Genomic DNA, 22,669 nt, shown 5'->3' with positions numbered 1-22,669 from the left:
TCATACTTCCTTGAATAATCTTTCCTCAAGAAAATCATGTTAATAGTAGGAGGTGTGGAGAAATGGGAAAGGATCGACAAGAAAAAAAGTTAAAAGCCAGTGGAAAGGTTGAATCAGATCGCGACCAGGCGTTACACTATCCTGGAGCAACGAAGCTTCAAAGCCCAGAAGAGGCACGTGGATTAAACGATAATAAGTATAGCTGACAAAAATAAGCTCCCGCTGGCTGCGGGAGCTTATTTTATAGTTCGCTGGCTGTATGTTTTTGTATCAATTCCCCTTTGAGTTAACCAATGGTGCATTTGACCAGATATCATCAATGGCGCTCTTTGCAGTTCTGGAATAGATTTTGCTCCTAAAGCTGTCATAATGATTGTTAACTCATCATGAAGTGCCGAGATTTCTTCATATAGAGCCTCTATGCCCTGTTCAACGAGGATTCTTAAGAAAGAGCCTGCAAAGCCAATCGCACTAGCTCCTAAAGCTATTCCTTTAGCAAGTTCATCACTAGAGGTAACACCGCCAGAACCAATGATTGAAATCGATTTAGAGGCATTTGAGGCTTCAGAAATAGAGATGGCTGTGGGAATTCCCCATTGATTAAAGAAAGCTTGAGATTTTTCATTGCGTTTGTTTTCTATTTCAGCGAAATTTGTTCCACCAAAACCGCCGATGTCCACAATTGAAACCCCTATAGATAAAAGAGACTCAACCGTTTCTTTACTCATACCAAAGCCTACTTCTTTCACTATAACAGGAACGTTTACCTCTTTTACAATTGCTTCTATTCTCTTTAGAGCGCCAAAAAATTCCCGGTCCCCTTCCGGCATCGTCAGTTCCTGGATTACATTTAAATGCACCTGCAGGGCATTGGCCTCAATCATATCTATAGCCTTTTTTGCTTGATCAGGAATTGCTTCACTCCCTAAATTAGCAATTAAAACTCCAGATGGGTTTTCTTTTCGTACTACTTCATAGGTATAAATCTCAGAATTATCTTTCAGTGCCGACATTTGTGACCCCACTGCCATAGCAAGCCCCGCTTCCTTTGCCACAATAGCCAGCTGCTTGTTAAGGTTATAGGTTTTCTCACCACCGCCACCTGTCATAGCATTGATAAAAATTGGCGAACTTAAAGAAAGTTCGCCAATTTTTTGCTGAAAGGTGACATCTGAAACATTCACGTTTGGTAAACTTTGATGAATAAATTGAACATCATCAAATGCTGTTGATCGCTTTTGCCCAGTTTCTAGAGCATAGCGAATATGATCCCATTTTCGTTCAGATCTAGACACTTCATATCACCATTATTTTCCCAGATTCTTTAATTTGTCGCCAATCATTTCACCAAGCTGGAATCCTTTTGATTCCTCTGGAAGTTCGTAATCAAAATTTTCTTCCACATCTTTTTCAAGAAGATCTTTGATACTTAGTGAAAGTCTCTGCTCCTGTTCGTTCGAGTCTAATACTTTCACCTGCACCTCTTGCCCTTCTTTCAATACCTCATGTGGTGTACCAATATGCTTATGAGCTATTTGTGAGATATGAACAAGGCCTTCAACGCCAGGGAAAACTTCTACAAACGCACCATAAGAAACCAATCTTTTGACTGTTCCTGTTACAGTGCTGCCCTTAGGTGCTTTGTCAGCTATATCAGACCATGGTCCTGGCTGTGTTTCTTTAATAGATAAAGAAATTCTTTCATTATCACGATCTACATTTAGAACCTTAACTTTTACTTTCTGACCTTCTTGCACTACATCTGATGGTTTTTCAATATGTTGATATGATAATTGAGAAATATGAACAAGGCCATCGATACCGCCAATATCAACGAATGCTCCAAAATCTGTAATTCTTTGAACTGTTCCATCAATTATTGATCCAGGAGTTATCGAGTTAAGGAGGTTTTTCTTATGTTTCCCCTTTTCTTCTTCCACCACTGCACGGTGTGAAAGGATAAGACGACTTTTCTCTTTATCAAGCTCAACAATCTTAAAAGTTAGATTTTTACCTTTATAATCTGAAAAATCTTCGACAAAATGAGATTCTACTAAAGATGCAGGTACAAAGCCTCGTACGCCAAGATCAACGACAAGACCTCCCTTTACTACATCCTTTACTTCCGTTTCAAAAACTTCTCCACTATTAAAAAGATTTTCTAGATTCACCCAGGCCTTTTCGGCGTCTACTTTTCTTTTTGATAATACAAGAGCATCTTCTTCAACCTTTAATACCTCAAGTTCTAATTCATCGCCTTCAGAAACAACGTCAGAGGCTTTTTCAACATGAATGCTAGAAAGCTCACTGATTGGGATAATACCATCATGTTTACTATCCTGAATATTTACAATAACCTGTTTTTCTTCTACCTTGGTAACTTGTCCAGTGACTTTATCACCAATGGTATAATTTTTCACTTCTACTTGGTTCATTTCTTCCGACATATGTATTCCTCCTTAATCCAATTACTGCTAAATAAATTATATAATATCAAAATGATAAACGAGTGAATATTCTAATAAAATCTCTTTTTATTAACTTCTTACAATTAGCGGATTTTGTCAAGCAGAACCTATCGGTGCTCTTTAATAAGTTTATGGATTTCTGACATTATTAATTCAGTCACCTGTTCCGCAGAGGCCCTGGTCGCCCTCATTTCCTCCATTGCAATCGGCTTTCCATAAACAACCTTTAATGTTCTCAAAGTTTTGTAGGGACCAATTATGGCGCATGGGACTACATCTGCTTCTGTTCTAAGGGCAAAAAAACCCGCTCCCGATAGACCTTTGCCGATTTCACCTGTTTTACTTCTTGTCCCTTCAGGAAAAAGCCCGAACACATTTCCGTCCTTCAATACCTTTAAACCAGCTCTCAGTGATTCCCTGTCCCCTTTCCCCCTTTTTACTGGGAAAGCATTGCACTTTCTAACGATATTACCCAATATAGGAACGTTGAATAGTTCCTCTTTTGCCATAAAATGGACAGGTCTAGGTGCCGTAATACCAACGACCAGGGGATCAAAATTATGAATATGATTCGTACAAAGCAGAACCCCGCGATCTTTAGGGAAATGCTCTAATCCAATAACTTCAATTCGATACCACGGTTTAAAAACACCAGCAACAACTGATCTTGCAAACGAATAAAACGTCACACTTACCCAACCCTTTCATGCACAAGAGACATTATTTTTTCTACTACTTCGGGGATCGACAAGGATGTGGTATCAATTACAATTGCGTCGTCAGCTTTCTTTAATGGTGCAAATTCACGTTCTGAATCTATTTTATCACGACGCGCAATTTCTTCCTTTAATTGTTCTAAATTGGAAGGATAGCCTTTTTGTAGATTTTCCGTATGTCGTCTTACCGCTCTTTCTTCCACACTTGCAAGTAGGAAAACCTTTACTTCCGCATTTGGAAGCACATGTGTCCCAATGTCCCTGCCATCCATCACAACCCCTCCGTTTACCGCAAAGGATTGCTGCATTCTCACCATTTCTTCACGAACCTTTTGATGCTTGGCTACAATTGAAACAGAATTTGTAACTGTTGCTGAACGAATTTCTTCTGTTACTTCTTGATTATCAAGAAACACCAATTGACCCTTTGGTGAAGGGAATAACTCTAATTTTGTTGCTAATAGAGTGTCTAATAGTGAATTTTCATCTTCTAAGTTAAGGTTGTTTACCAGTGCTTTATATGTTAGGGCACGATACATTGCACCGGTATCAATATATATGTAGGATAACTTTTCTGCCACAACTTTTGCTACTGTACTCTTTCCCGCTGCGGCAGGTCCGTCAATTGCAATTGATAGTTTTTTTTCCATAAATCCTCCTAGGTAACTCATGTTCGTCTGATACACTCTTATTTATTTTACCATAAGAAAGCTGAATGCCTCTTTTTTTTAGCATTATTATATTTGATTTTCTTTTTATACTGTTCCCATTTTGAGAATAAAAAAAAAGCAGGAATCCTGCTTTTTAATCACTAAAGGTTTGTAGAATCTCGGTAAATGTATTTTCATTTACACCCTCGTATTTTGTTAACTGTTCTAATTGCGGAAAAATATCTAGTTGATGTAAGAATAGCTGAGCGAAAAAAAGAAAGATAAATTGGATAATAATTACCTTTATTAAGATTCGTTCTACAATTTTCATACCATCACTCCAATTCCAATTACTTCTATTATTGGAGTGATGGCATAATTTTATTCCAACACCTTAACCTTAGATAACCTCATCGTAGACTTCTTCAGCATTTTTCATTTTTTCAACTTCTTCTTCGACACCGTCTACAGCATTGATAAAGATTCTATAGGTATCGTCTCCAATAGTTCCTAGGAATTCATAACAAAGTACTTCTTTGTTTAGATCGTTCACAATGACAGCTTGTCTCTCTTCCATTACTTTAAAGTTTGGGTTTACCTTTGCTCGAGCTTGTTCACTGGTTAGCACTGGTTTTTCAATTTCTCTAGAATCATTTAATGTTTTTAAATACTCTTCCGCTGAGAAACCGATTACGCTGCCATTATCGAGCGCCACTTCTACTTTGATTGCCTCAGGATAAATTCTAATATTATTTTCAGTGGTAACAAAATTAAATACACCTGTATTATCATATTGAGTACTCTCAAATAACTCTAGGTTTTTATAACCATTTTCCTTTAGAAACGCTGCAGCCTTAAGATTTGCATCATTTAAGCTAATCTTCTGCTGGTTTACTTCTCTGTGATTTATAAACCATATAGGATACCCGGCTTTCTTTGTAATATCCATGTTACCTTCTTCACCGGTTTTTTCATTTCTTATTGAAATACTATAAAAACCGTAATCTGACCCTTTACCATTCTCAGTTACTTTAACCTCAGCATTCCCATCAAATTTCATGTATTTTTTTGCGATGCTGATCGCTTCTTTTTCACTAATGGTTTTCCCTTTAATTTTCTTGAAATTATCATCTTTCTTTTGCAAGTTAGCGAAAGTTGGACCAAAATCACTTTCGTCATAGCCAGATACAGTTTTTTCAACGGTTTTAAATCCATCGATGATCGTATTGTCGGTTTGTTCTTTTCCTGATGCTAATGCAAGTTCAACGTCCATCCAGCGCAGGTTATTTACCAATACCATGTGCTGGACTTTACGCAACTCACTCTGAATATCACCAGATTGCTTGTATAAAACCTTTAAGGTTTCATACTCCTCTTCTGACAATGGTTCCTTTTCTAAATCTCTTACTGCAGTTTGATAGCTAAACTTCCCAATTTTAGCTAAAAATTCTTCCGTTTTATTGAATGGAAGCAATGTCAGCGGCAGCTGTCCTACATCACTATGTGCTTCAGAAGTTAGTCTCCAAACTTCAACGAGTGATGGGGATAAAGAATGCCTAGAATTCATTGCAAGAGTCGCTCCAATTTTATCGTGAAGTAAATCCATTCCATAGGTAAGATCATGAAAAGCACGTTGATAATTATTTTCAGCATTTATTAAAATCGCATTTTTCTCTCGATGTTCTTGATATCCCCAATAGGCTGTACCCGCCACGCCCACTGCTAGAACACCAATAATTATTCCTCTTATCATCCAATCACCCCTCTATTCACAAAAAATATGTTTCCCAATTCGTTTAATTTGTGGTCTTGACCAAATCCACTTGCTCGTAGCTGTTACAGGATTAAAATAATAAAGGGCATTCCCAGTAGGATCAATACCATTAATCGCATCTAAAACTGCTTTTTTAGCTGTTTCATTCGGAGTAAGCCAAATTTGTCCATCAGCAACGGCAGTAAAAGCACCGGGTTCGAAAATAACTCCTGATACTGTGTTAGGAAAGGATGCGCTATTTACCCTATTTAGGATAACGGCAGCTACTGCCACTTGACCTGTATATGGTTCACCCCTCGATTCTCCATAAACAGCATTAGCCATCAATTGTATATCATTACTTGAGAATCCACCTGGAGTATTAGCCGCAGTTGGTTTTGATGGTGCTGCTTTTGGATCAGGTGCAGCCGGTTTTGGACTAGCCGTTTTAGCTGGTGCTTTAACAGCAGGTGTTTTGACAGGAGTTTTAGCCGGTGCATTTGGCTGTGGTGCACTCTGCTTTTTCTGGTCTACTCCACCGTAATGTGTAAATTTATTGCCTTTATTGATTTGTTCCTTTACAAATTGTTTGTTATATTTACTTGCCTTGACCAATTTTGCCTTTGTTTCTGTACCTGCTAAACCATCGATTGGTAATCCAAACTCATACTGGAAATTCCTTAATGCCCAGTAGGTGCTCCAACCGAACACTCCATCAATTTTCTTATTGTAAAATCCCAAATACTGAAGTCTAGATTGAAGCTCGATAACATCATCTCCAACCGAACCTTGTTGGATAACCTGGTTAGAGAATGCAAATGCCCTGTTGTTCTCTAGAAATGTAAATGGCATTATACAAAGGGAGAATAGGAGTGGAATAATCAATTTCAAGATTTTTTTCTTCATGGTAAAGTAACCCCCAGTTGTAAATCTTTTTAGATGTAAGCCTATTTTTTGTCTTAATGGCAAATTTATTCAAAAAAAATCCCCTTCATTTAAAATGAAGAGAAATCTTCATTAAGAATGAAAGGAATTTTGAGTTGAATATTGTTTTTTCTTATGGTTAGTCGTTAATATTCTCGCAATCTTAACCTTCCTTAAACCAAACCACCAAAGGAAGATCATAAACGGTAAAATAATATATAGCCAGTTTTCTTGGGAAATTAAAATGTAATCATATAATCCATGAAGAATGAATGGCAAAAACAAGGAGATTATTACCCATTTTGCCTTTTTTCCTTCGGTAAATTTTGCTTTACCTATATAAAATCCCATAATGACGCCGAATAGAGCATGGCTGGATACAGGTAAAAGTGCTCTTGCCATGGCATGTTCGATTCCATTGGCAATCAAATAAAAAATATTTTCTACAGTTGCAAAACCAAGTGATACTGCCACCCCATATACAATACCATCGAATGGCTCATCTAACTCAACATGCTGGTAAATAGCATAGAAAAGGATAAACCATTTAAAAAATTCTTCGAGAAGGCTTGAGGAAAGGAATGCTTCAATGAATCCAGATTTAATTATATTCTCCGTATGAAGTACATGCTGAATAAACATTATGGGAAACACTAGCAGAGCACCAAACATAAATGTTCTCAAAACTATTGATATAGGCTCTGACTCATATTCATCTTTTAAATAAAAATAACTTAATAAGGCCAGTCCAGGGGCAATACCGGCTGATAATATTCCCAGCATGGTTAATCCTCATTTCAAATCAATTCGTTACTTTAATCCTAACACGATATTGTGTTTAATTAAATGAAAGATTATATCCATTTAGTAATTGCCGTTTAAAAATTTATTTTCTCAAGTCCGCTGGCTAGTGCTACTGCTAATTTTATTCTAGCTTTTTTAGAATCATTATCACTGCCAAGGATTACACCCTTATTATGAAGGTCATAGGCACTGCCTTTATAGTCATAAGTCGTATACACAGAACCTTCTTCTGCGCTTGTTGTGATTACTAAGACGATTCCTTCTGAAAGTGATTTTTCTATTTCCTCCATCATTTGAGGTGCTACTTGACCACGTCCAACACCTTCAAGAATGATTCCTCTTACCCCTGATTCTCTCGCTGCCTTAATAAATTTACCATCAGCACCTATATAACATTTAATAATATCTACTGGTGGAACCGGCGATTGAATAGCAAAATACTCCCGCTTGATTGGCTTTTGAAAAATATGAACCACATCATTATCGATAATTCCAAGATAGCCAAATCCAAATACGTTAAACCCCTGGATATTGGAGGCATGTTCTTTCTTTACATACCTTGCCGCAAATATTCGTTCATTGAATACAACAACAGCTCCCGCATGTAGTAAATCCTCTGAACAAGCCGAATAGATAGCATGTCTCAGGTTTATATAGACATCGCTTCCTAAGTCTTCTGGAGACCGTTGGGATCCTGTTATTACCACTGGACGGGGATCTTTGATGGTTAAATCAAGAAAATAGGCCGTTTCCTCAAGTGTATCTGTGCCATGCGTAACCACCACCCCAGAAACCTTATCATCCTCAAAATATTTTTCGATTTTATTTTTTAATACAACTAAATCTTCAAATGTAATATGTATGCTTGCCTTTTGAAATACTGATTCTATGATAACTTCAATATCATTAGGAAGATTACACATCGCAGCAAGCTCTTCCCCGGTAAGTTCTCCTGACGCTAATTTCCCAGAATCCTTATTAGTTTTACTGGCAATGGTTCCTCCAGTTGTTAACAAAACTACCTTTTTCATAAAAATTATTCACCCTTTTTTTCTTGGATTGATTGTGCAATAAGACCTCCATGGAACCTGCCATTTTCAATAAATATTTCGTTTGCATTATTACCGGCTGCGATTACACCAGCGATATATGCCCCCGCCACATTCGTTTCCATTGTCTCAGGGTTAAAAAATGGTCTACCGGTATCTTCATCAATTTGGATTCCCAATGTTCTTAGGAATGAGTGGTCTGGTCTATAACCTGTCATCGCAAAAACGAATTCGTTATAAATAGACTTTTCTTCTCCATCCTTTTTATACCGTACTTGATCTTCTGTTATCTCAATAACATGAGCATCGAATTCCATTTTTATTATATCATTTCGTACTAATGCCTCAAATTCTGGGAGAATCCACGGCTTTATACTCTGTGAATATTCTTTTCCACGGTATAAAACGGTCACTCTGGCACCCGCTTTTATCAGTTCAAGGGCTGCATCCACACTAGAGTTTTTTCCACCTATGACACATACATCCTTATCAAAATAGGGGTGCGCCTCTTTAAAATAATGAGACACCTTCGGCAAATCTTCCCCTGGGACATTCATGTAATTTGGATGGTCATAGTAACCTGTAGCAATTACAACATATGGCGCCTGATAGGTTTGTTTGTCTGTAATGATGTTAAAAACTTCTTCTTCCTTTAGAACTTTTATTACTCGTTCAAACGAGTTGATGCGCAGTTGTTTCCTCTTTACTACATCCCGATAGTAGACAAGTGCCTGATTTCTTTTTGGCTTATAACTTTCAGTAATGAATGGTACATCACCGATTTCTAGCTTTTCGCTAGTACTAAAAAATGTTTGATGGGTTGGGTAATGGTAGATAGCATTTACAATATTCCCTTTTTCAATAATAAGTGGGTTAAGCCCCATTTCTTTGAAGGCTATGGCTGCTGCTAAGCCGCATGGTCCACCACCGACAATAATAATATCTTCTAATTGCAAATTGATCACCTCAATTTATTATTCCATAAAAAAACTCCTATCGTCATATTATGGGATACTTTATTCAAATGGTCAAAAACATTGCAATTAATCCATTTAATTCTCACCCTCACCCAAATAATTTAATAGAAAAAAATAAAAAATATAATTATGTGGTAAATCACGTGGTAAAAATATAACCCCTCTATATGAGGGGTTTCATTGTTTTATCCACGTTTATTTTTAAGGATTGATTAATAACTTACGATTCTTCCATAGATACTCATATACATCGCAAATAATAATTTCTTTTGGTCGCAAAAAGCAAAATTCATTCTATGGTAGGTTATCGTTCCATCCAAATATTTCATCAGCGTGACGGTACCTCCATCTTTTTTGAAAGATGAAGTAATATTTCTCCCCGTCCCATTCCGAATATAGATTGAATTTATTGAGAAACACTTCAATGTTTGACTTTTTCTTAATCACCAACTGTAACGTCCTCCTTTTGTTTATCGTTGCAATTTCGTTCCCTTACCCTTTTTTCGACTTTTCCAGGCAATTTAGTTATGAACGTTGCATACCCATCTTTTGTCTTAATTCTGTTCAGTGAGTGATAAGAAGGCATGGTTTTTAATGAAGTTTCATACGTGAAGGGAGCTAAGTCGTTTTTAAGTTCTTTAAAGTTATCTTCATCACACCCAGCTATAAGCATATAAGAAGTATTGGCGCTTCTTAGTGCGCTTCTCAAATAAGTTAATTGATTAATATAGTGACAACTCACGATAGGTTTGCAGAGAAACTTAGCAATTTGGGAAAGTTTATCTTTTAGGATTTTCTCTGTATTTTCTACTTGATAGATTTCATCAATGACCAAATTCACTTTAAGTCTGTCATCTTCTGGAACAATCTCCTCTCTTACTTCAAGAGCCAACATAATCTTGGTAAGCCAATAAGTGGTGAGTACATCCTTTTCCATATTGGTCGGAAAGTGAGAACCTTTCATCCTGATACAGATCACTTGGTTTTTTTGGATTTCCTCGGCTAGGTTAATGTTTTTAGATGTGTCCTTTTTTAACATCAACTCAATATAAGGATTCAACTTCAATTCGTTCATCCTATCCAGTATCCCATCTACCCTATCCAGTTTAGTATCAATTAAATTTCCATCCCTATCGTATTTATCTAACTCACGTAACACTTTTATATAACCTTCCATATAATCGGATAAATCATGAGGCACTTTTTTAATCCATTCGTGCCTCTCCCACTCATCTTGCAGGCAATTAATTACATCTTTGAAAGCTCCATTATTTAAAAATACTACAAGAGCTGCAGCCTCTAGATACCTTTTCATTTTTGAAGATAAAGGAGCTAGCCCTTCAGCCTTCACAGCATTAATCAAAAGGACTAGATTAGTATTTTGAAGTTTGGCTGCCGCATATCTTTTGAACGGGTCCGTTGATAATGATTGGGCTTCATTGTACCCCATGCCTTGGATGGTTTCTAAATCTGTTGTTTCAATAACCAATACTTGATGGTCAGGAAAGCATTTTGCCACATCGGTGCTAAATTCATTCTTCTTGATAAAGTCGAATAAGATTACACACTCACCGTTATCTATGGCATCTATGGATAAGTGACTCAAAAAGTTTGTTTTCCCAGACCTAGTTGGCCCAATTAGGAGCAGGAGAAGGTTCTTAAATTCATGATGTTCAGTGAGGTAAGCATTTTGCTTGTGCCCTCTGAACGTATTAGTTCCAATACAGAAAACTCCTTTTTGTAAATCCTCTGGTATCTGAACCTCGTGAGTAGACACTTTTTCGATAAAGTTGTGTCTCTCCAATAACTCGCGACCTGGTATTGAGATAAAATTTTGGCATTCCCCGTCACTCATTTTATTAATTTCGGCGCCTATGTTATATTTCAGCAGGTCAAGTTTTCCGTTGAGCCTTTTGGGAATTAACTTATTATCGTCACTGATCACATCAAAACTGTTCGCCAAACTTCGACCGTTATTTATTTCCCTTAATTTGTCTTGACTTTCACTTAAAACGATTATTTGAGTAGGGATTATTTGATTTCTAATTTTTTCTTCAGTGCTTTCTCTCGGTTTTCTCCCAGCTCCTCCTTGTAAATAATCCACTAAGTTTGCTAACAAAGTATCGTTTTGCCTCTCTTTTTTGCCTGCCAGTACTTCGCTCACGTCATTAACCAGCCCGTCAATCAAACCGATTGCTAACTTAAAAACATAGGCAGCCCCCATCTTATTTCTTTCAATCGGCAATCCCTTTTTCACTTTCTCAAGCGTTGCTTTGTAACTGAATTTAAAACTCTCCTGGGAAGAAGGAAGGAAGTTATAAAGTATGCCCACCCTATCCTTTTCTTCTAATACATCTACAATATTTAGATTCGACTGCAATAAATAATTGTCTCTTTTATCGACCTTTAAGCTCATAGCATCTTCTTTTTCGTAGACCATTTGATACTTCGTCGCTTTGTCAGCAAAGCTTGGTAATTGCCCTACTTCATCAACGGTTATGTTATTCCATACATCGCTGATTTTCTCTTTTAAAATACTTAGATATTGCTTTGGAACAATGAAGTAAAATTCTATTTTTTTCTTTTCGATATACACAAAGTACCCGACTTTCCCCTGGACTTGGAAGCTAAATTTAGAACCTAACAGTAACTCTTTGCCTAACAACTTAATAAGCTTTTTCTCTTCAGCTTTTATCGATTGAAATACAGATTTATACATACTGGAAATGGTCCGTGCTACTAAATGAGTGGAAATATTGCGGATAGAATTGTTTGGTTTAAGTTTGAGGAAAACATATTGGGGTTTAACGATTTGAATCACATTACTAATTTTCATCCGATGTAACCTCCCAATAAAACTTTAATCAAGATCCGTGAAACAAAGATGATACTCACCCACCTATTTGCATTTTTTAATTTCCACGCACCCAGTATGATGAATATCCCTCCACCGAGCAGTGCAATGATATCTGCTAGTTCAATAACTACATCCCGAACAGCTCTTAAGAAATCATAAATCATCTCCTTAAATTCTTCTTTCATGTTTTCTTTTGCGCTTTCCATTGCTAGGTCCACTCTGCCCTCAATATCGTACCAGGGGACAGACTTATCAATGCCAATATCCCCAGTAATGCTATCTAATTTTGGAGCCAACACGCTAGGATCAACAAACTCCCCATCTTCTTTTACCCCGAAATGTAAATGGGGAGCTGTTGAATTACCTGTGTTCCCACTTTCGCCAAGGACATCACCGAAATGCACTTTATCCCCTACTTTCACATCTACATCGCTCATATGACCATAAATGTATTCTCTTTTGTCTTCACCTAGTATCTTTACACCTTCCCCAATATTTCCAGAGCCATCAAACACATTGGTTACTACTCCATCTATAATACTTCTTAGAGTTGTTCCTTCTGGTACTGCTAAATCGACACCGGTATGAGGACCGTTTCGAACTTCCTCCATTACACCATAGGAGCTGCTTAATCGAAATTTCATTTATTTCACGCTCCAAATCTATCAAATAAATCATCAATTTTATCGAATAGGTGTGGTAAAGCTAATAAAAAAGCGTAGGCAATCGAATAACCTATCACATTCTTTTTAGCGCCCTCAAAATCTTGTTTTAGAACAGCAGATATGATTTCCCATGCCCCTCTCCCTAGAATCAACCACCTTCCCATTCCAATAATCAATTCCTTATAAAGCGTTCTTCCCTCTTTATCGATTAATCCATCAGCCGCAAAAGCGATATCAAAACCTCCACTAACAGCAAAGACAAAAATTGATGTTCCAACTACCCTGTAAACAAATCCATACTTTTTAAAATGCCGTTCGACTTTAATTTGGAAAGGCTCTTTTTCCTGGTGCAAAAATGCCTTAATGGACATGGTCTCTTTCTTCATTTTGTCAACCTCCGTCAAACTTTATTTTGGTTCCTGACCTCGTGTACGTGCATTTTTCCTTTTTGGATTGCATAAGCTGACGTGTAAAGGCGCGCGTCGGCTTCCTAGCCTACTTCTGCCCTAAAACGAATCCAGTAAAGGCGTTTGTCCCTCCATGTATTACATGGGAGTGTGCAGGCGCTTTTTTTGTTGTTTTGACGGCATTTCCTCCTTCCATGTCTCTTTGGATAAGCCTCTTGATATAGCCACTGAAATTTGGGAATTGCTCCGCATGTTCTTTCATCTTTACCTGGTATGGATCAAGCACATTAAAACTCACAGTTTTATTTGTAATATTCTTCGCCATCCCTGACCACCTCTTAACTAGTTAGTGTTTAGGTAAGTTTTCCTAACAGGTTAATTGCTAGTTAGTAACCTACCTTTGTTTTAACATATGGGCAAATACCAGAAAAAATATCTTGTCCTTGAAATATTTTTTAAGAAAAAACCAAAAATATAGTTAGAGGAACTTGTAAAACAATGTAGAATTTATGTATAGAGGTGTATTTATGAAGTGCAGAATCGGAGAACTCATCGAGATAAAAGGAATGAAAAAGAAATATGTAGCAAAAGAAATTGGGATTACTCCAAATCAATTATCTAATTGGTTAGCGATGAAGAGCTTTCCTCCATTAGATAAGGCATACAAATTAGCAGATTTATTGAATTGTAAGGTGGATGATCTGTATGACCGTACTGATTCAGATTCATTACATAACTAGTGATAATAAAATATTAAGACGTGGTTCATTTCAACTGAAAGGAAGATCAAAAGAGGAAACCGCTCTAGATTTTTGGCGGTGGATTAAGAAGGAACATCCCTATGAATGTGAAATAGAAAAAATAATTTGTGAAGGCGAAGATATTACGGATAAAGTAAAGGAACTAGAAAAAGCCCATCTCGATTAGGAGAAGGGCTTTTATCATTATAGTTTGATGTTTTATTTACGAAAAAGCGTATCTATTTGCCGATAAGTAGCTTCATCACATCTAATGTGTAATGTAACTTCTTCACCGGTCTCCAAATCTTCTAAATAAACATATGCTTTTGAGTTGTCACGTTTTCGACCTCCTACAGCAGCTCCAGCGATACCACCAACTGTACCACCGACCATTTTACCTGCTAGGGCACCCATTGCTGCACTGCCTGCACTTCGAGTAGAAGACTCCTCCCATTCAATTCCGATTGGGCGATATACAGTTTTATGTTTGGCGCTTAATTCTAGAAATACTTCACCTGGTTTATTCCCACTAGCAATATTACAATAACGCGCATTTGTTGGGTGCCCCGCTATTATTTCTACGTTAATGCGTGTACGCAACATGTTTTCTTTAGAAAAGAACTCTTTAAAAAATCCCATTATCTTTCTCCCCCTCTTTACCTTATATATTTCTAATTCTATTCCCTTTTACGAATTACCTTCTAAAAAGTTCCAAAAAAATAAGCCCCTACTCAAATCGAGTAGGGGCTTATTTTTATCTCCATTTGCTCGCTTGCTCTTGGGTTAGCAGCTGCATGTGACCGTCAATCCTAGATACAGATACTCTACATTCTTGGAAGTTTGGTTTAGTATTGTCAAATGGGCCAATTAAGAAAACAATGGAACCATCTCCTCCTCGTTTTACATCGAATCCATGACCTGTTTCGAAAAGATAATCATGAATGGTTTGAAGCGCCGGTCCTGCGTAGCCTCCAGTTTGGATATAAAGTATTTCACTCTGTGTCACTGTCACTGTAGATTTTTGTATATCTTTTGTTCTATACGGATGTCCTATATGGGAACAAAAGGCTTTAACTGTAGCCTCGGCATAAGCTTCCCAATTATTTTTAAAGTGAGTGAAATCTGCTTCGTTATCAATAAAGCAATACTCAACAATATTGGTTTTTGTCTTACCAGTTCTACGGTGCATGTAGTAATAATCGCCACTTTTTCCTTGTTTGCAATATACCTTTACGTTCGTTTGTCCAGCAGATTCTAATTGATATTTAATAGCATTTGCTAACTTACCATCATCATAGATACTGTGGATGACCTCTGCCCGATCACCGCCGCCAGCATTAAGATGATTGCTGATACAATATTCCCCTTCCTGAGCTAATGCTACACGTTGGTCTTCTGTTAATGTCTCATCACTATCTCTAGTTAAACTCACACTGACACCCAGCTCTTTGAATCGATTGTACTGGTATAGAGAAATTTTTAATGTCCAATCTTCTTCATTTCCAAAACTTGAAATAGCTCCTGGATCTTTACCGCCATGACCTGGGTCAATCTTGAGTTTATACTTAGCCATTACTTATCCTCTCCTTTTCTTGTTTGAGCTCTTTTAACTTTGGCTTCAAGCTCACTAGCGATTAAATCTAGAGCCCATGTAGGAATCCATCTTTCCCATCCTGCACGTTTAAAGTTGGCTGTCATTGACACGAGGGTATGATATAAAAGCCCGATTGAAAGCATATAGAATATGAATCCTTGAGTGCTTAGGGCTGAATCGAGTAGTTTTCCGAACACAGGAAGAGCCAAAATAACCGCTGTCCTAATCACTCCAATAATTCCGTATTGAGATGAATAGCTTTTATCTTTTGTTGCAGCCGCAATCGCACCTAACCAATCTAGCACGATTCCAAGTGTGAGCGCGCCAATGATGTACAATCCAACTTCACCTCCATACAGTTTAGTTAAAAATGCACCAACACTAGCTCCAACGACCGAAATGAATCCTGTTTTGTAATTAATGAGATTATTAAAATTAAATATTTCTAGATATGCTTTCATCCCTTTACCTCCTCAATAATAAAGAGCCTTACAATGTGTAAGACTCTCCTGTGATTTCTTGATATTGTTCTTCTGTAATTTTTCCAAACTGAACATATTTTTGAATCCGAGAAGTATCGTGATAGATATCCCAATCATCGCTTGCTGTCTTGTACCAGTCCATTACAAATACCCCCTCAACATTAGTTCAAACGAAAGGTCAATGTGCTGTTTTTTTAAATCTGCTATTTCATCTGTTTTTATGAAGGTGTGTGCTGCCTTTTTGTCCAACACTTTTGCTTCCTCTAATGTTTCTGGAACAGCATCATCACTCTCCAATAAGATATGGTAATCATCTACCCCAGATATGTTGCCATTGTCGAATGATAGTTCACTTCCTATAAGTTTAGGATTAATCACATCTTCAAGAACGGTTGCTAGCATTCCACTTTTTTGATAAATTGCTATTCTCATTCATTCACCTACTTGTACCGGATTGTGATGGTTGGTTGTGTGCCAAGTGACATGTAATCGGTTTGACCCGTTGTATGCACCCCGATTGCTGTATCCGCTCCATTTGCAATATTGTTTTGAACCATAGAAGTAATATCAAAAGTTAATGTCTCACTAATCGCAATGGATCCTGTTGCAGCTACTGCCGACATGGCAGGAGCTCCTGTCCCTCTGTTTCCTTTAGTTGTTCTATGGGTACGGAAATGTATTGTTCTTGCTGCATTGTTTCCACTACCTGCAATACGATTCACTGTGATGGTAGCTGAAACAATGGTCTTCCCTTTTATAGCCGATAAATCCATATACCATAGGCCGTATCGATCTCCATGTCCCCAATTACCCTGTTTCACTTCGTTGTCAGTCCAGTAACCATTAGTACTGTAGTTATCACCCGTTGATGGAGTAACTGACAGTGTTTGCTCTGATTGCACTGGTGCTGGCGGTGTTGATGGTGGAGGTGTTGATGTTCCGGTGTCGATAATCCACGAAGAAGCCGGCCACACTTCACCAGCATTTACCGCAGTCAATGACCCGTCCCATCTTGAACCATAACCGGATACAACAGAACCATTTTCAGCTAATACTGCCACAGGCGCGCTACCTTTTCCATTCAATAAGACTCCGTGAGAATTCTTGTTAGCGTATAACCCTCGGTCTGTTACCTCGTAGACATGGCAACTGTTAAGAAAAAAGGTTGTTCCTTCCATCAAAAACGCGAAGGGTTTCACTGATTCTCCATAAGCCTTACAACCAACAATTTCAACTTGTTTACAATGATAACCATAAATCATCGCGTCGCCGGTTGCGCTTGTTCCCCAGGTTGTGACGTTTTGTAACATGACATAATCGCAAAAATCTACCCAAATTTGGTTCGTATTTAAGCTGTTGGATTCGTCCCATTCGATAATACGGAAGTATCCGTTTCTAAACCCGGTAACGAAGATTATCCCACCAAATGAGCCTTTGGCTCTGATTGAAATATTTGCCGCGTTTAAGTCTTTCGGGTAACTATTAATTAATGCCTGGATGTTTCTTTTTGGTGTTAAAGATGTTAACCCATCGTTGGCATCATTTCCATTGTCGCAGTCCACATAATAGGTGACATTGCCGGCACCGAGCCATTTGTTAACAACATTTCCTATAAAATTGTTAGACCTTATAGTCGGAGAATATATCCCACTTGGGTCAATACGACCTGTTATGTTCCCAGTACTGTCATAAACATGGATTTGCCCATCACCGTATAATTCGCCCAGTTTGATATATCCACCTTCAAGCTTGTCCATAGATAGATTACTAATCATAGCGTTTATGATTTCAACGTTAGCGATTTTAGCAAAATCAATGGCTGCATTTTCAGCTATTAGCTCATTTGTGATGACATAAGGGAGAATGTCCTCTGCCTTGATTTGGACCGTTGCAGCCGAAATTTGAGCCGATAAAGCTGATTGAGTACCGTGTGTATTTACTGCCCGAATCCTAAAATACCATGTCTCATTGATGTTTCCTTGATGGACATAACCTCCGGCTTTCCCTGACCATACTCGGTTGCTAATATCTGCCGTAAAATTATTGACCTTTGAGGCGTAAATTTCATAACTGGCAATATAAGAACTCGGGTTAAAATCCCATGAAAGCATGACTGTTTTAAACGCGCCCGAAGCCTTGAAGTTCGTCGGCACCGGTGGCACAGTATCTGGGAAATCCGTATCTGTTACTGGACCGCCGCCTTGCTCCCATATGCCTGAATTATCGTTAATCTTTGTTTCAATTTGCTCAAGCTTCTTGTTGTAATCGAAAATATCATCGATGAAATTCCCTAGTTTGATTTCTGTGCGTTCCGGTTCATTCAAATACCGCTTGATTTCGATAATTCGAGCCTCGATGAGGAGAGCAGGAGAAAAGAAACGGTCAATACTAAATACGGTATCACCTAAACGAGATTTTTCATGTTCAAAGCCTGGAATCTTTTCTAGGTCAATGACTTTCATTTCATAACGCATGATCGGCTTTGTTCTATTCTGTAGATCATTCCAGGTCTGATTTAGTAAATTTGCGGGGTCCTCTTCATCCGAGAAATCAACAAAATCAAAGCGATGACGTTTACTTCCATCTGGATTCTCTCGCCCGAATTGACTCAATGCAACTGGATCTCCTACCCACTCTTGTCCAGCAGGTTTGTCTGCAGGATTTCCATTCGCAGTGGACCATACAATATCGGCAAAAGTAATCTTCCGAGAATAACCTCCAGCTTCCGTTTCTAACCCTTTCCCTCGACCGTATAAAGCCGTTTTAGGATAGGATAGGATGGTTCTTTTTAGGCTCTGGATATCTTTCGTAATCTCGAACCGCTTCCCAGTATCCGCGCCTCTACGGGCTAAAATATCGATATAACGACCTGTGATTTTTCCATTAGAAACGGTGATTCTGTCTTTTACTTCACCGCCCCAGATTGTAAGTATTTTCGTTATTGCTGAAGTGACTTTCTCGTAATAAAAATTGGTGCTGTTTGTTCCCAAAGAAGCAACATTGCCGACCTTCCAGCGAGTATTTTGTAAGGCACTGGTTAATGCCTCAGCTGCGGTTTTATTTTGTGGACGAATATCTTGAAGTGGCTCTTCACCTAATTCATCTTTCCACGCTGCTTGGCAAAAAGCTTCTTTGTATAGGACATCATCATGGACTTCATCCAGCTCTTTAATGACAAATAACCGAATATCCCCATCTAAATCCTTAAAAGCAACCAAGTTTTCCTCTTTAACATACTGACTATCTGCATGATCAGCTGGTATCCAAAATGAAAATGTATTTTCTTTATTCAATTGCTCGATATGTGCAGCTTCTTTATACGGGCATGGTCCATCGGGTTTAAGGATGGTTAATAATTGCTCGTTTTTATCGAAAATATAGATCATTTCATTTTCACCCCATCCTACATCCACCTAGGTTTCCATAATACTTTTGTATTGGCAATACTGGTAGGAGTCACAGATAAAGAATTGGCACCTGGCTTTAATGGGAAGAACTCACTGTTTGACCAATCTAAAATCGACATTGCCACCGTACCATTTAAGGTGATTTTTCCTGTAGCGAAGTCTATTCCTAGTACTTCCCCGGCAACAAAAGTATCTATGACTCTAACGTATTTACCAGTCGCCACATGAGTTATCTTGTACTCCGTCGCACTAGCTGTGAACGTTACTTCGAGTTTAGGGAATGTTTTATTATTTCCAGATACATTCGGACTTCCTGTATTCACGAATGTAGTAGATGTCTCAGCCCCATACTTACACGGATCACAGCATAAAATATTGAATGAGCCTCTTCCTTTGTACCTCATTTCTTCCCAGTTTGGCTGTCCATCAAGTTGACCGTAATAGGTCTTGCCTGCTTCATCAGAAAACAGAATCGGTACATCGCTTTCCGTATTTAGAATAGCGTTTAATGAATCCACCTTTTGATGGATATCAGTTAGTGAAGCACCTGTTATATCAAAAGTAACCGGTATAGGTCTTTCGGGAATCTTTTTTCGCTGTGCATATGCTCCGTCTTTTCCCGGTACAGTTGTCCGAACCACACTTTGGGAAAGGGGACCTCTGCCGCCGATGGATTTCACCTTGATGAGATTGCTTAAATCTACTCCATTAAACGTAATCAAGTTAATCCCCCTTCCTCACACGCATTCTTTCAAGTTCTTCCGCAGTAAAACGGATGGTCCTCTTGACTAAATCTCGACCATCAAGTGGTATCGAAAGATGGAACTCATACACACCACCTGAACCATTACCTTCACCAGCTGGCATGGTATCGGCAATCTTTTGACCAATCATTCCGAGCACGCTTGGCGATAAAGGTAACGCCGCTTCCTGGTACCGCGTATTGTCACCCATACCGACTAATTGGGGCGTGTTGGCATTGAATAATCCACCTTGTGCATACCAATCCACATTCAATTTTGGAACCGATGGAGGGGCGAGGCTGAATTTACCTGACAAACTAAAGTGAGGCAGTTTGATATTCGGTAAGCTGATTTTCATACCGCTGAAAAACCCTTTTATTTTTTCAACTTGCTCTTTAATAAAATCTACAGCAGCTTTTATAGGTTTCATAATGGCTTCTTTTACTTTTCCAAAAGCCTCTGAAGTCGCACTTGCTATTCCGTTCCATTTTTCCTTTAACCAGCTCCACAATTCTCCTGCTTTTGCTTTGACAGTATCCCAATTTCGATAAAGCAGGACACCTATAGCAATAAGAGCTGCAATTAAAGCGACTATCCACGTTATTGGATTCAGTAATAAAGCTGTATTAAACCCATATGTTGCTAAAGTCGCAGCCAATGTTCCTGTTCTGTAAGCGACAAATAAGGCATTAATCATTCCATATATTTGTAAACCTTTTGAGATAGCAACAAATGATCCAACAGCGGTTGCTAAACCAATCACTGTTTCTCGGACTGCTGGCCAATTGTCTTGGATAGCAGCTACAAAATCTAACGCTTTATCTACGACATCATCAAAATATGGTGAGATTTCAGTAAGCTTTTCTGTTAACCATTGCAAAGCTTGTAATACCTCTGCACCTAATGGAGCCAGGGCAGTAACAAGATCCTTACCCACTTGGACGATATTCCCGATCACTTCCATCAAGACTGGACCATTTTCTTTTACATAGGTAATGAAGTTTTGAAAGGCAGGGTTTTCACTTAATGTAGTTGCCCAATTCTTGAATTTTTCGGTTAACTTTACTAAACCTTCTTCCATACTAGCGCCTAAAGGTGAGAAGGCTTGTAATAAACTAAAGAATCCACTCAATACATTTCCTGATATAGTCATGAAATTCCTTAATGATTCAGCACCATTTGTTTCCAACCAGTCAAAGAATCCCTGAAATCCTCCAGAATCAATTTTTTTGTTGAATTGTGTCATTAATTCCTCAACTACTTGTGCTGTAGCTCCTATTGTTGGACCTAAACCGATAAGTATTTTTTGGAGTGCCTCTAATCCTAGATTAAAAATTGCGAATGTTGTTGGTTCAAATATATTGACGAAGTCGCTCCAGAAGCTCTTAAATTCATTTAATTGCTTAATCGTTTCCTTTTGGTGTTCCGTCATGCCGGCAAGAGCTGCATTTAATTCTTTTTGTGCCGCTATTCTTTCTTTTGTTGAACTTGCTTCCGCAACCTTCTTTTCCAATTCAGCGACTTCAGTAGATTTATCAAAAAGCTCTGTTAAAGCTGATACTGCTACAACACCAAATGCACCCGCTGCTATACCCGCTGCCGCTAATGAGGCTGCTAATCCCATTACTGCTCCCGTGGCTACAGCTGCCGCCGGAATTAATGCAGAGCCGAGCGTAATTGCCGCACCTAATGCCGCTGTTGTGAGTAATGCTGTGTTTAATCCTTTTAACTTCGCTTTTATTTTGGTTATTCCTCTGGAAATTCCATCATCATCAATTTCAGAGTTTATTACTACTCGTCCATCAGCCATTATCCCTCACTCCTTTCGTTTGGGACTTAAAGGTGCTTGCTAAATCGTTAAACACGTTTGTTACATCCTTGGGTCCGTCATCCAATGAATAAATTCGCTTCATTTCACGAACATGCTTGATATAATCCTTTGAAGCCTCCTTCTCAGAAGGGACCTTCATGGTACGATAACCAATGACTTGTTTAAATGGCGAATTGTCATCTAAATGATTGAGCAATGCCTGAAACTTCTTCCAGTGCAATTTACCTTTCAACTCAAATAAATCCACTTTGTAGACTGCAAAAAAAGACGCGTAAATGAGCTCCGCATCTTTCTTAAAGTCATATATTTTCACATTGGTATTTCCATCATTATTTTTGTTGTCCAAATCAATGCCTAAGAACTCCAGCAGCACATATTCGAACAATTCATAGGCTTCTTTATACGATGATAAATGTAGGGTTTCATACTCATTAATGAGGAGATTAAGCGCAAAATGAACCTTTTCGTAACCTTCAAGCTCCTCATCATCGAACATCTCATAGAGTAGCAATATGTTATCAAAAGACATGTCTACCTGCAGCACTCTGTCTTTAAACTCAAAATAATCCTCGTCAAAGGCACTGGTTAAAGAAAAACCCATA

The 22,669-nt window shown here is 38.2% G+C and carries 26 protein-coding genes; 3 read left to right on the top strand and 23 right to left on the bottom strand.

The features are described from left to right. Positions 1 to 62 precede the first annotated feature (62 nt). Positions 63 to 206 (top strand): YpzI family protein, encoded by a 144-nt coding sequence (locus ABC255_RS09825; protein ID WP_095247280.1) that lies wholly within the window; start codon positions 63 to 65, stop codon positions 204 to 206. Positions 207 to 236: 30 nt separating this feature from the next. Here ABC255_RS09825 and fni read toward each other — a convergent pair whose 3' ends face one another. The 14 genes from fni to ABC255_RS09755 all read right to left on the bottom strand — a co-directional run bounded on the left by fni (position 237) and on the right by ABC255_RS09755 (position 13,595). Further along, positions 237 to 1,295: a type 2 isopentenyl-diphosphate Delta-isomerase gene (gene fni, locus ABC255_RS09820; protein ID WP_412993125.1), complete on the bottom strand. Its 1,059-nt coding sequence runs from the start codon at positions 1,293 to 1,295 to the stop codon at positions 237 to 239. Positions 1,296 to 1,307: 12 nt separating this feature from the next. After that, positions 1,308 to 2,447, bottom strand: a complete 1,140-nt coding sequence (gene rpsA / locus ABC255_RS09815; protein ID WP_412993123.1) for a 30S ribosomal protein S1 — start codon at positions 2,445 to 2,447, stop codon at positions 1,308 to 1,310. 128 nt (positions 2,448 to 2,575) lie between these two features. Then, the gene (locus ABC255_RS09810) at positions 2,576 to 3,157 is read right to left on the bottom strand and encodes a lysophospholipid acyltransferase family protein (RefSeq protein WP_412993121.1); all 582 of its coding nucleotides are present in this window, start codon (positions 3,155 to 3,157) and stop codon (positions 2,576 to 2,578) included. 2 nt (positions 3,158 to 3,159) lie between these two features. Then, positions 3,160 to 3,834: a (d)CMP kinase gene (gene cmk / locus ABC255_RS09805; RefSeq protein ID WP_412993119.1), complete on the bottom strand. Its 675-nt coding sequence runs from the start codon at positions 3,832 to 3,834 to the stop codon at positions 3,160 to 3,162. 154 nt (positions 3,835 to 3,988) lie between these two features. Continuing rightward, on the bottom strand, positions 3,989 to 4,165 hold the full coding sequence (locus tag ABC255_RS09800) for a YpfB family protein (protein ID WP_179596437.1): 177 nt from the start codon (positions 4,163 to 4,165) through the stop codon (positions 3,989 to 3,991). A 69-nt stretch (positions 4,166 to 4,234) separates the two neighbouring features. After that, entirely contained in the window at positions 4,235 to 5,587 is a 1,353-nt protein-coding gene (gene ypeB, locus ABC255_RS09795) for a germination protein YpeB (RefSeq protein WP_412993118.1), read from the bottom strand. Positions 5,588 to 5,599: 12 nt separating this feature from the next. Then, positions 5,600 to 6,493: a spore cortex-lytic enzyme gene (gene sleB / locus ABC255_RS09790; protein ID WP_412993116.1), complete on the bottom strand. Its 894-nt coding sequence runs from the start codon at positions 6,491 to 6,493 to the stop codon at positions 5,600 to 5,602. A gap of 111 nt (positions 6,494 to 6,604) precedes the next feature. Then, complete coding sequence (prsW, locus tag ABC255_RS09785) at positions 6,605 to 7,294, bottom strand: glutamic-type intramembrane protease PrsW (protein WP_412993114.1); 690 nt, start codon at positions 7,292 to 7,294, stop codon at positions 6,605 to 6,607. Positions 7,295 to 7,389: 95 nt separating this feature from the next. Next, complete coding sequence (locus ABC255_RS09780) at positions 7,390 to 8,346, bottom strand: asparaginase (RefSeq protein ID WP_335536494.1); 957 nt, start codon at positions 8,344 to 8,346, stop codon at positions 7,390 to 7,392. 5 nt (positions 8,347 to 8,351) lie between these two features. Continuing rightward, positions 8,352 to 9,320, bottom strand: a complete 969-nt coding sequence (locus ABC255_RS09775) for a YpdA family putative bacillithiol disulfide reductase (protein ID WP_412993112.1) — start codon at positions 9,318 to 9,320, stop codon at positions 8,352 to 8,354. 460 nt (positions 9,321 to 9,780) lie between these two features. Continuing rightward, positions 9,781 to 11,937 carry a type IV secretory system conjugative DNA transfer family protein gene (locus ABC255_RS09770; protein WP_412993110.1) on the bottom strand — a complete coding sequence of 719 codons (2,157 nt, stop codon included), beginning with the start codon at positions 11,935 to 11,937 and terminating at the stop codon, positions 9,781 to 9,783. 236 nt (positions 11,938 to 12,173) lie between these two features. Continuing rightward, the gene (locus ABC255_RS09765) at positions 12,174 to 12,842 is read right to left on the bottom strand and encodes a M23 family metallopeptidase (protein WP_412993108.1); all 669 of its coding nucleotides are present in this window, start codon (positions 12,840 to 12,842) and stop codon (positions 12,174 to 12,176) included. A gap of 5 nt (positions 12,843 to 12,847) precedes the next feature. Continuing rightward, complete coding sequence (locus ABC255_RS09760; protein ID WP_412993107.1) at positions 12,848 to 13,249, bottom strand: hypothetical protein; 402 nt, start codon at positions 13,247 to 13,249, stop codon at positions 12,848 to 12,850. A gap of 109 nt (positions 13,250 to 13,358) precedes the next feature. Beyond that, positions 13,359 to 13,595 carry a hypothetical protein gene (locus ABC255_RS09755; protein WP_412993105.1) on the bottom strand — a complete coding sequence of 79 codons (237 nt, stop codon included), beginning with the start codon at positions 13,593 to 13,595 and terminating at the stop codon, positions 13,359 to 13,361. Positions 13,596 to 13,797: 202 nt separating this feature from the next. Between ABC255_RS09755 and ABC255_RS09750 the strand changes: the two genes are divergently transcribed. Both ABC255_RS09750 and ABC255_RS09745 read left to right on the top strand, forming a co-directional pair. Continuing rightward, complete coding sequence (locus ABC255_RS09750) at positions 13,798 to 14,010, top strand: helix-turn-helix transcriptional regulator (RefSeq protein ID WP_412993103.1); 213 nt, start codon at positions 13,798 to 13,800, stop codon at positions 14,008 to 14,010. After that, entirely contained in the window at positions 13,976 to 14,197 is a 222-nt protein-coding gene (locus tag ABC255_RS09745) for a hypothetical protein (RefSeq protein ID WP_412993101.1), read from the top strand. The genes ABC255_RS09750 and ABC255_RS09745 overlap by 35 nt, the downstream gene beginning before the upstream one ends. 32 nt (positions 14,198 to 14,229) lie before the next feature. Here the strand turns inward: ABC255_RS09745 and ABC255_RS09740 are convergent, their stop codons facing one another. The 9 genes from ABC255_RS09740 to ABC255_RS09700 all read right to left on the bottom strand — a co-directional run bounded on the left by ABC255_RS09740 (position 14,230) and on the right by ABC255_RS09700 (position 22,668). Further along, positions 14,230 to 14,649, bottom strand: coding sequence for a hypothetical protein (locus tag ABC255_RS09740; RefSeq protein WP_412993099.1), 420 nt, complete (start codon positions 14,647 to 14,649; stop codon positions 14,230 to 14,232). A 115-nt stretch (positions 14,650 to 14,764) separates the two neighbouring features. Further along, entirely contained in the window at positions 14,765 to 15,583 is an 819-nt protein-coding gene (locus tag ABC255_RS09735; RefSeq protein WP_412993098.1) for an N-acetylmuramoyl-L-alanine amidase family protein, read from the bottom strand. Beyond that, positions 15,583 to 16,065 carry a phage holin family protein gene (locus tag ABC255_RS09730; protein WP_412993096.1) on the bottom strand — a complete coding sequence of 161 codons (483 nt, stop codon included), beginning with the start codon at positions 16,063 to 16,065 and terminating at the stop codon, positions 15,583 to 15,585. The genes ABC255_RS09735 and ABC255_RS09730 overlap by 1 nt, the downstream gene beginning before the upstream one ends. A gap of 28 nt (positions 16,066 to 16,093) precedes the next feature. Next, complete coding sequence (locus ABC255_RS09725; protein ID WP_412993094.1) at positions 16,094 to 16,228, bottom strand: XkdX family protein; 135 nt, start codon at positions 16,226 to 16,228, stop codon at positions 16,094 to 16,096. Beyond that, on the bottom strand, positions 16,228 to 16,518 hold the full coding sequence (locus ABC255_RS09720; RefSeq protein ID WP_412993092.1) for a hypothetical protein: 291 nt from the start codon (positions 16,516 to 16,518) through the stop codon (positions 16,228 to 16,230). The genes ABC255_RS09725 and ABC255_RS09720 overlap by 1 nt, the downstream gene beginning before the upstream one ends. Positions 16,519 to 16,526: 8 nt before the next feature. Further along, positions 16,527 to 19,472: a phage tail spike protein gene (locus tag ABC255_RS09715; protein WP_412993091.1), complete on the bottom strand. Its 2,946-nt coding sequence runs from the start codon at positions 19,470 to 19,472 to the stop codon at positions 16,527 to 16,529. A 17-nt stretch (positions 19,473 to 19,489) separates the two neighbouring features. Then, positions 19,490 to 20,215 carry a distal tail protein Dit gene (locus ABC255_RS09710; RefSeq protein ID WP_412993089.1) on the bottom strand — a complete coding sequence of 242 codons (726 nt, stop codon included), beginning with the start codon at positions 20,213 to 20,215 and terminating at the stop codon, positions 19,490 to 19,492. A 1-nt stretch (position 20,216) separates the two neighbouring features. Then, positions 20,217 to 22,046 (bottom strand): phage tail protein, encoded by a 1,830-nt coding sequence (locus ABC255_RS09705; RefSeq protein WP_412993087.1) that lies wholly within the window; start codon positions 22,044 to 22,046, stop codon positions 20,217 to 20,219. Beyond that, positions 22,039 to 22,668 carry a Gp15 family bacteriophage protein gene (locus ABC255_RS09700; protein WP_412993085.1) on the bottom strand — a complete coding sequence of 210 codons (630 nt, stop codon included), beginning with the start codon at positions 22,666 to 22,668 and terminating at the stop codon, positions 22,039 to 22,041. Before ABC255_RS09700 ends, ABC255_RS09705 begins: the two co-directional genes overlap by 8 nt. Position 22,669: the final 1 nt, after the last annotated feature.

It is taken from the genome of Neobacillus canaveralius (genome assembly GCF_047237705.1).
Taxonomy (GTDB): Bacteria; Bacillota; Bacilli; order Bacillales; family Cytobacillaceae; genus Neobacillus; species Neobacillus niacini_K.
The sequence above is the reverse complement of the archived record's forward strand: the minus strand, read 5'-3'. Positions and strand labels throughout refer to the sequence as shown.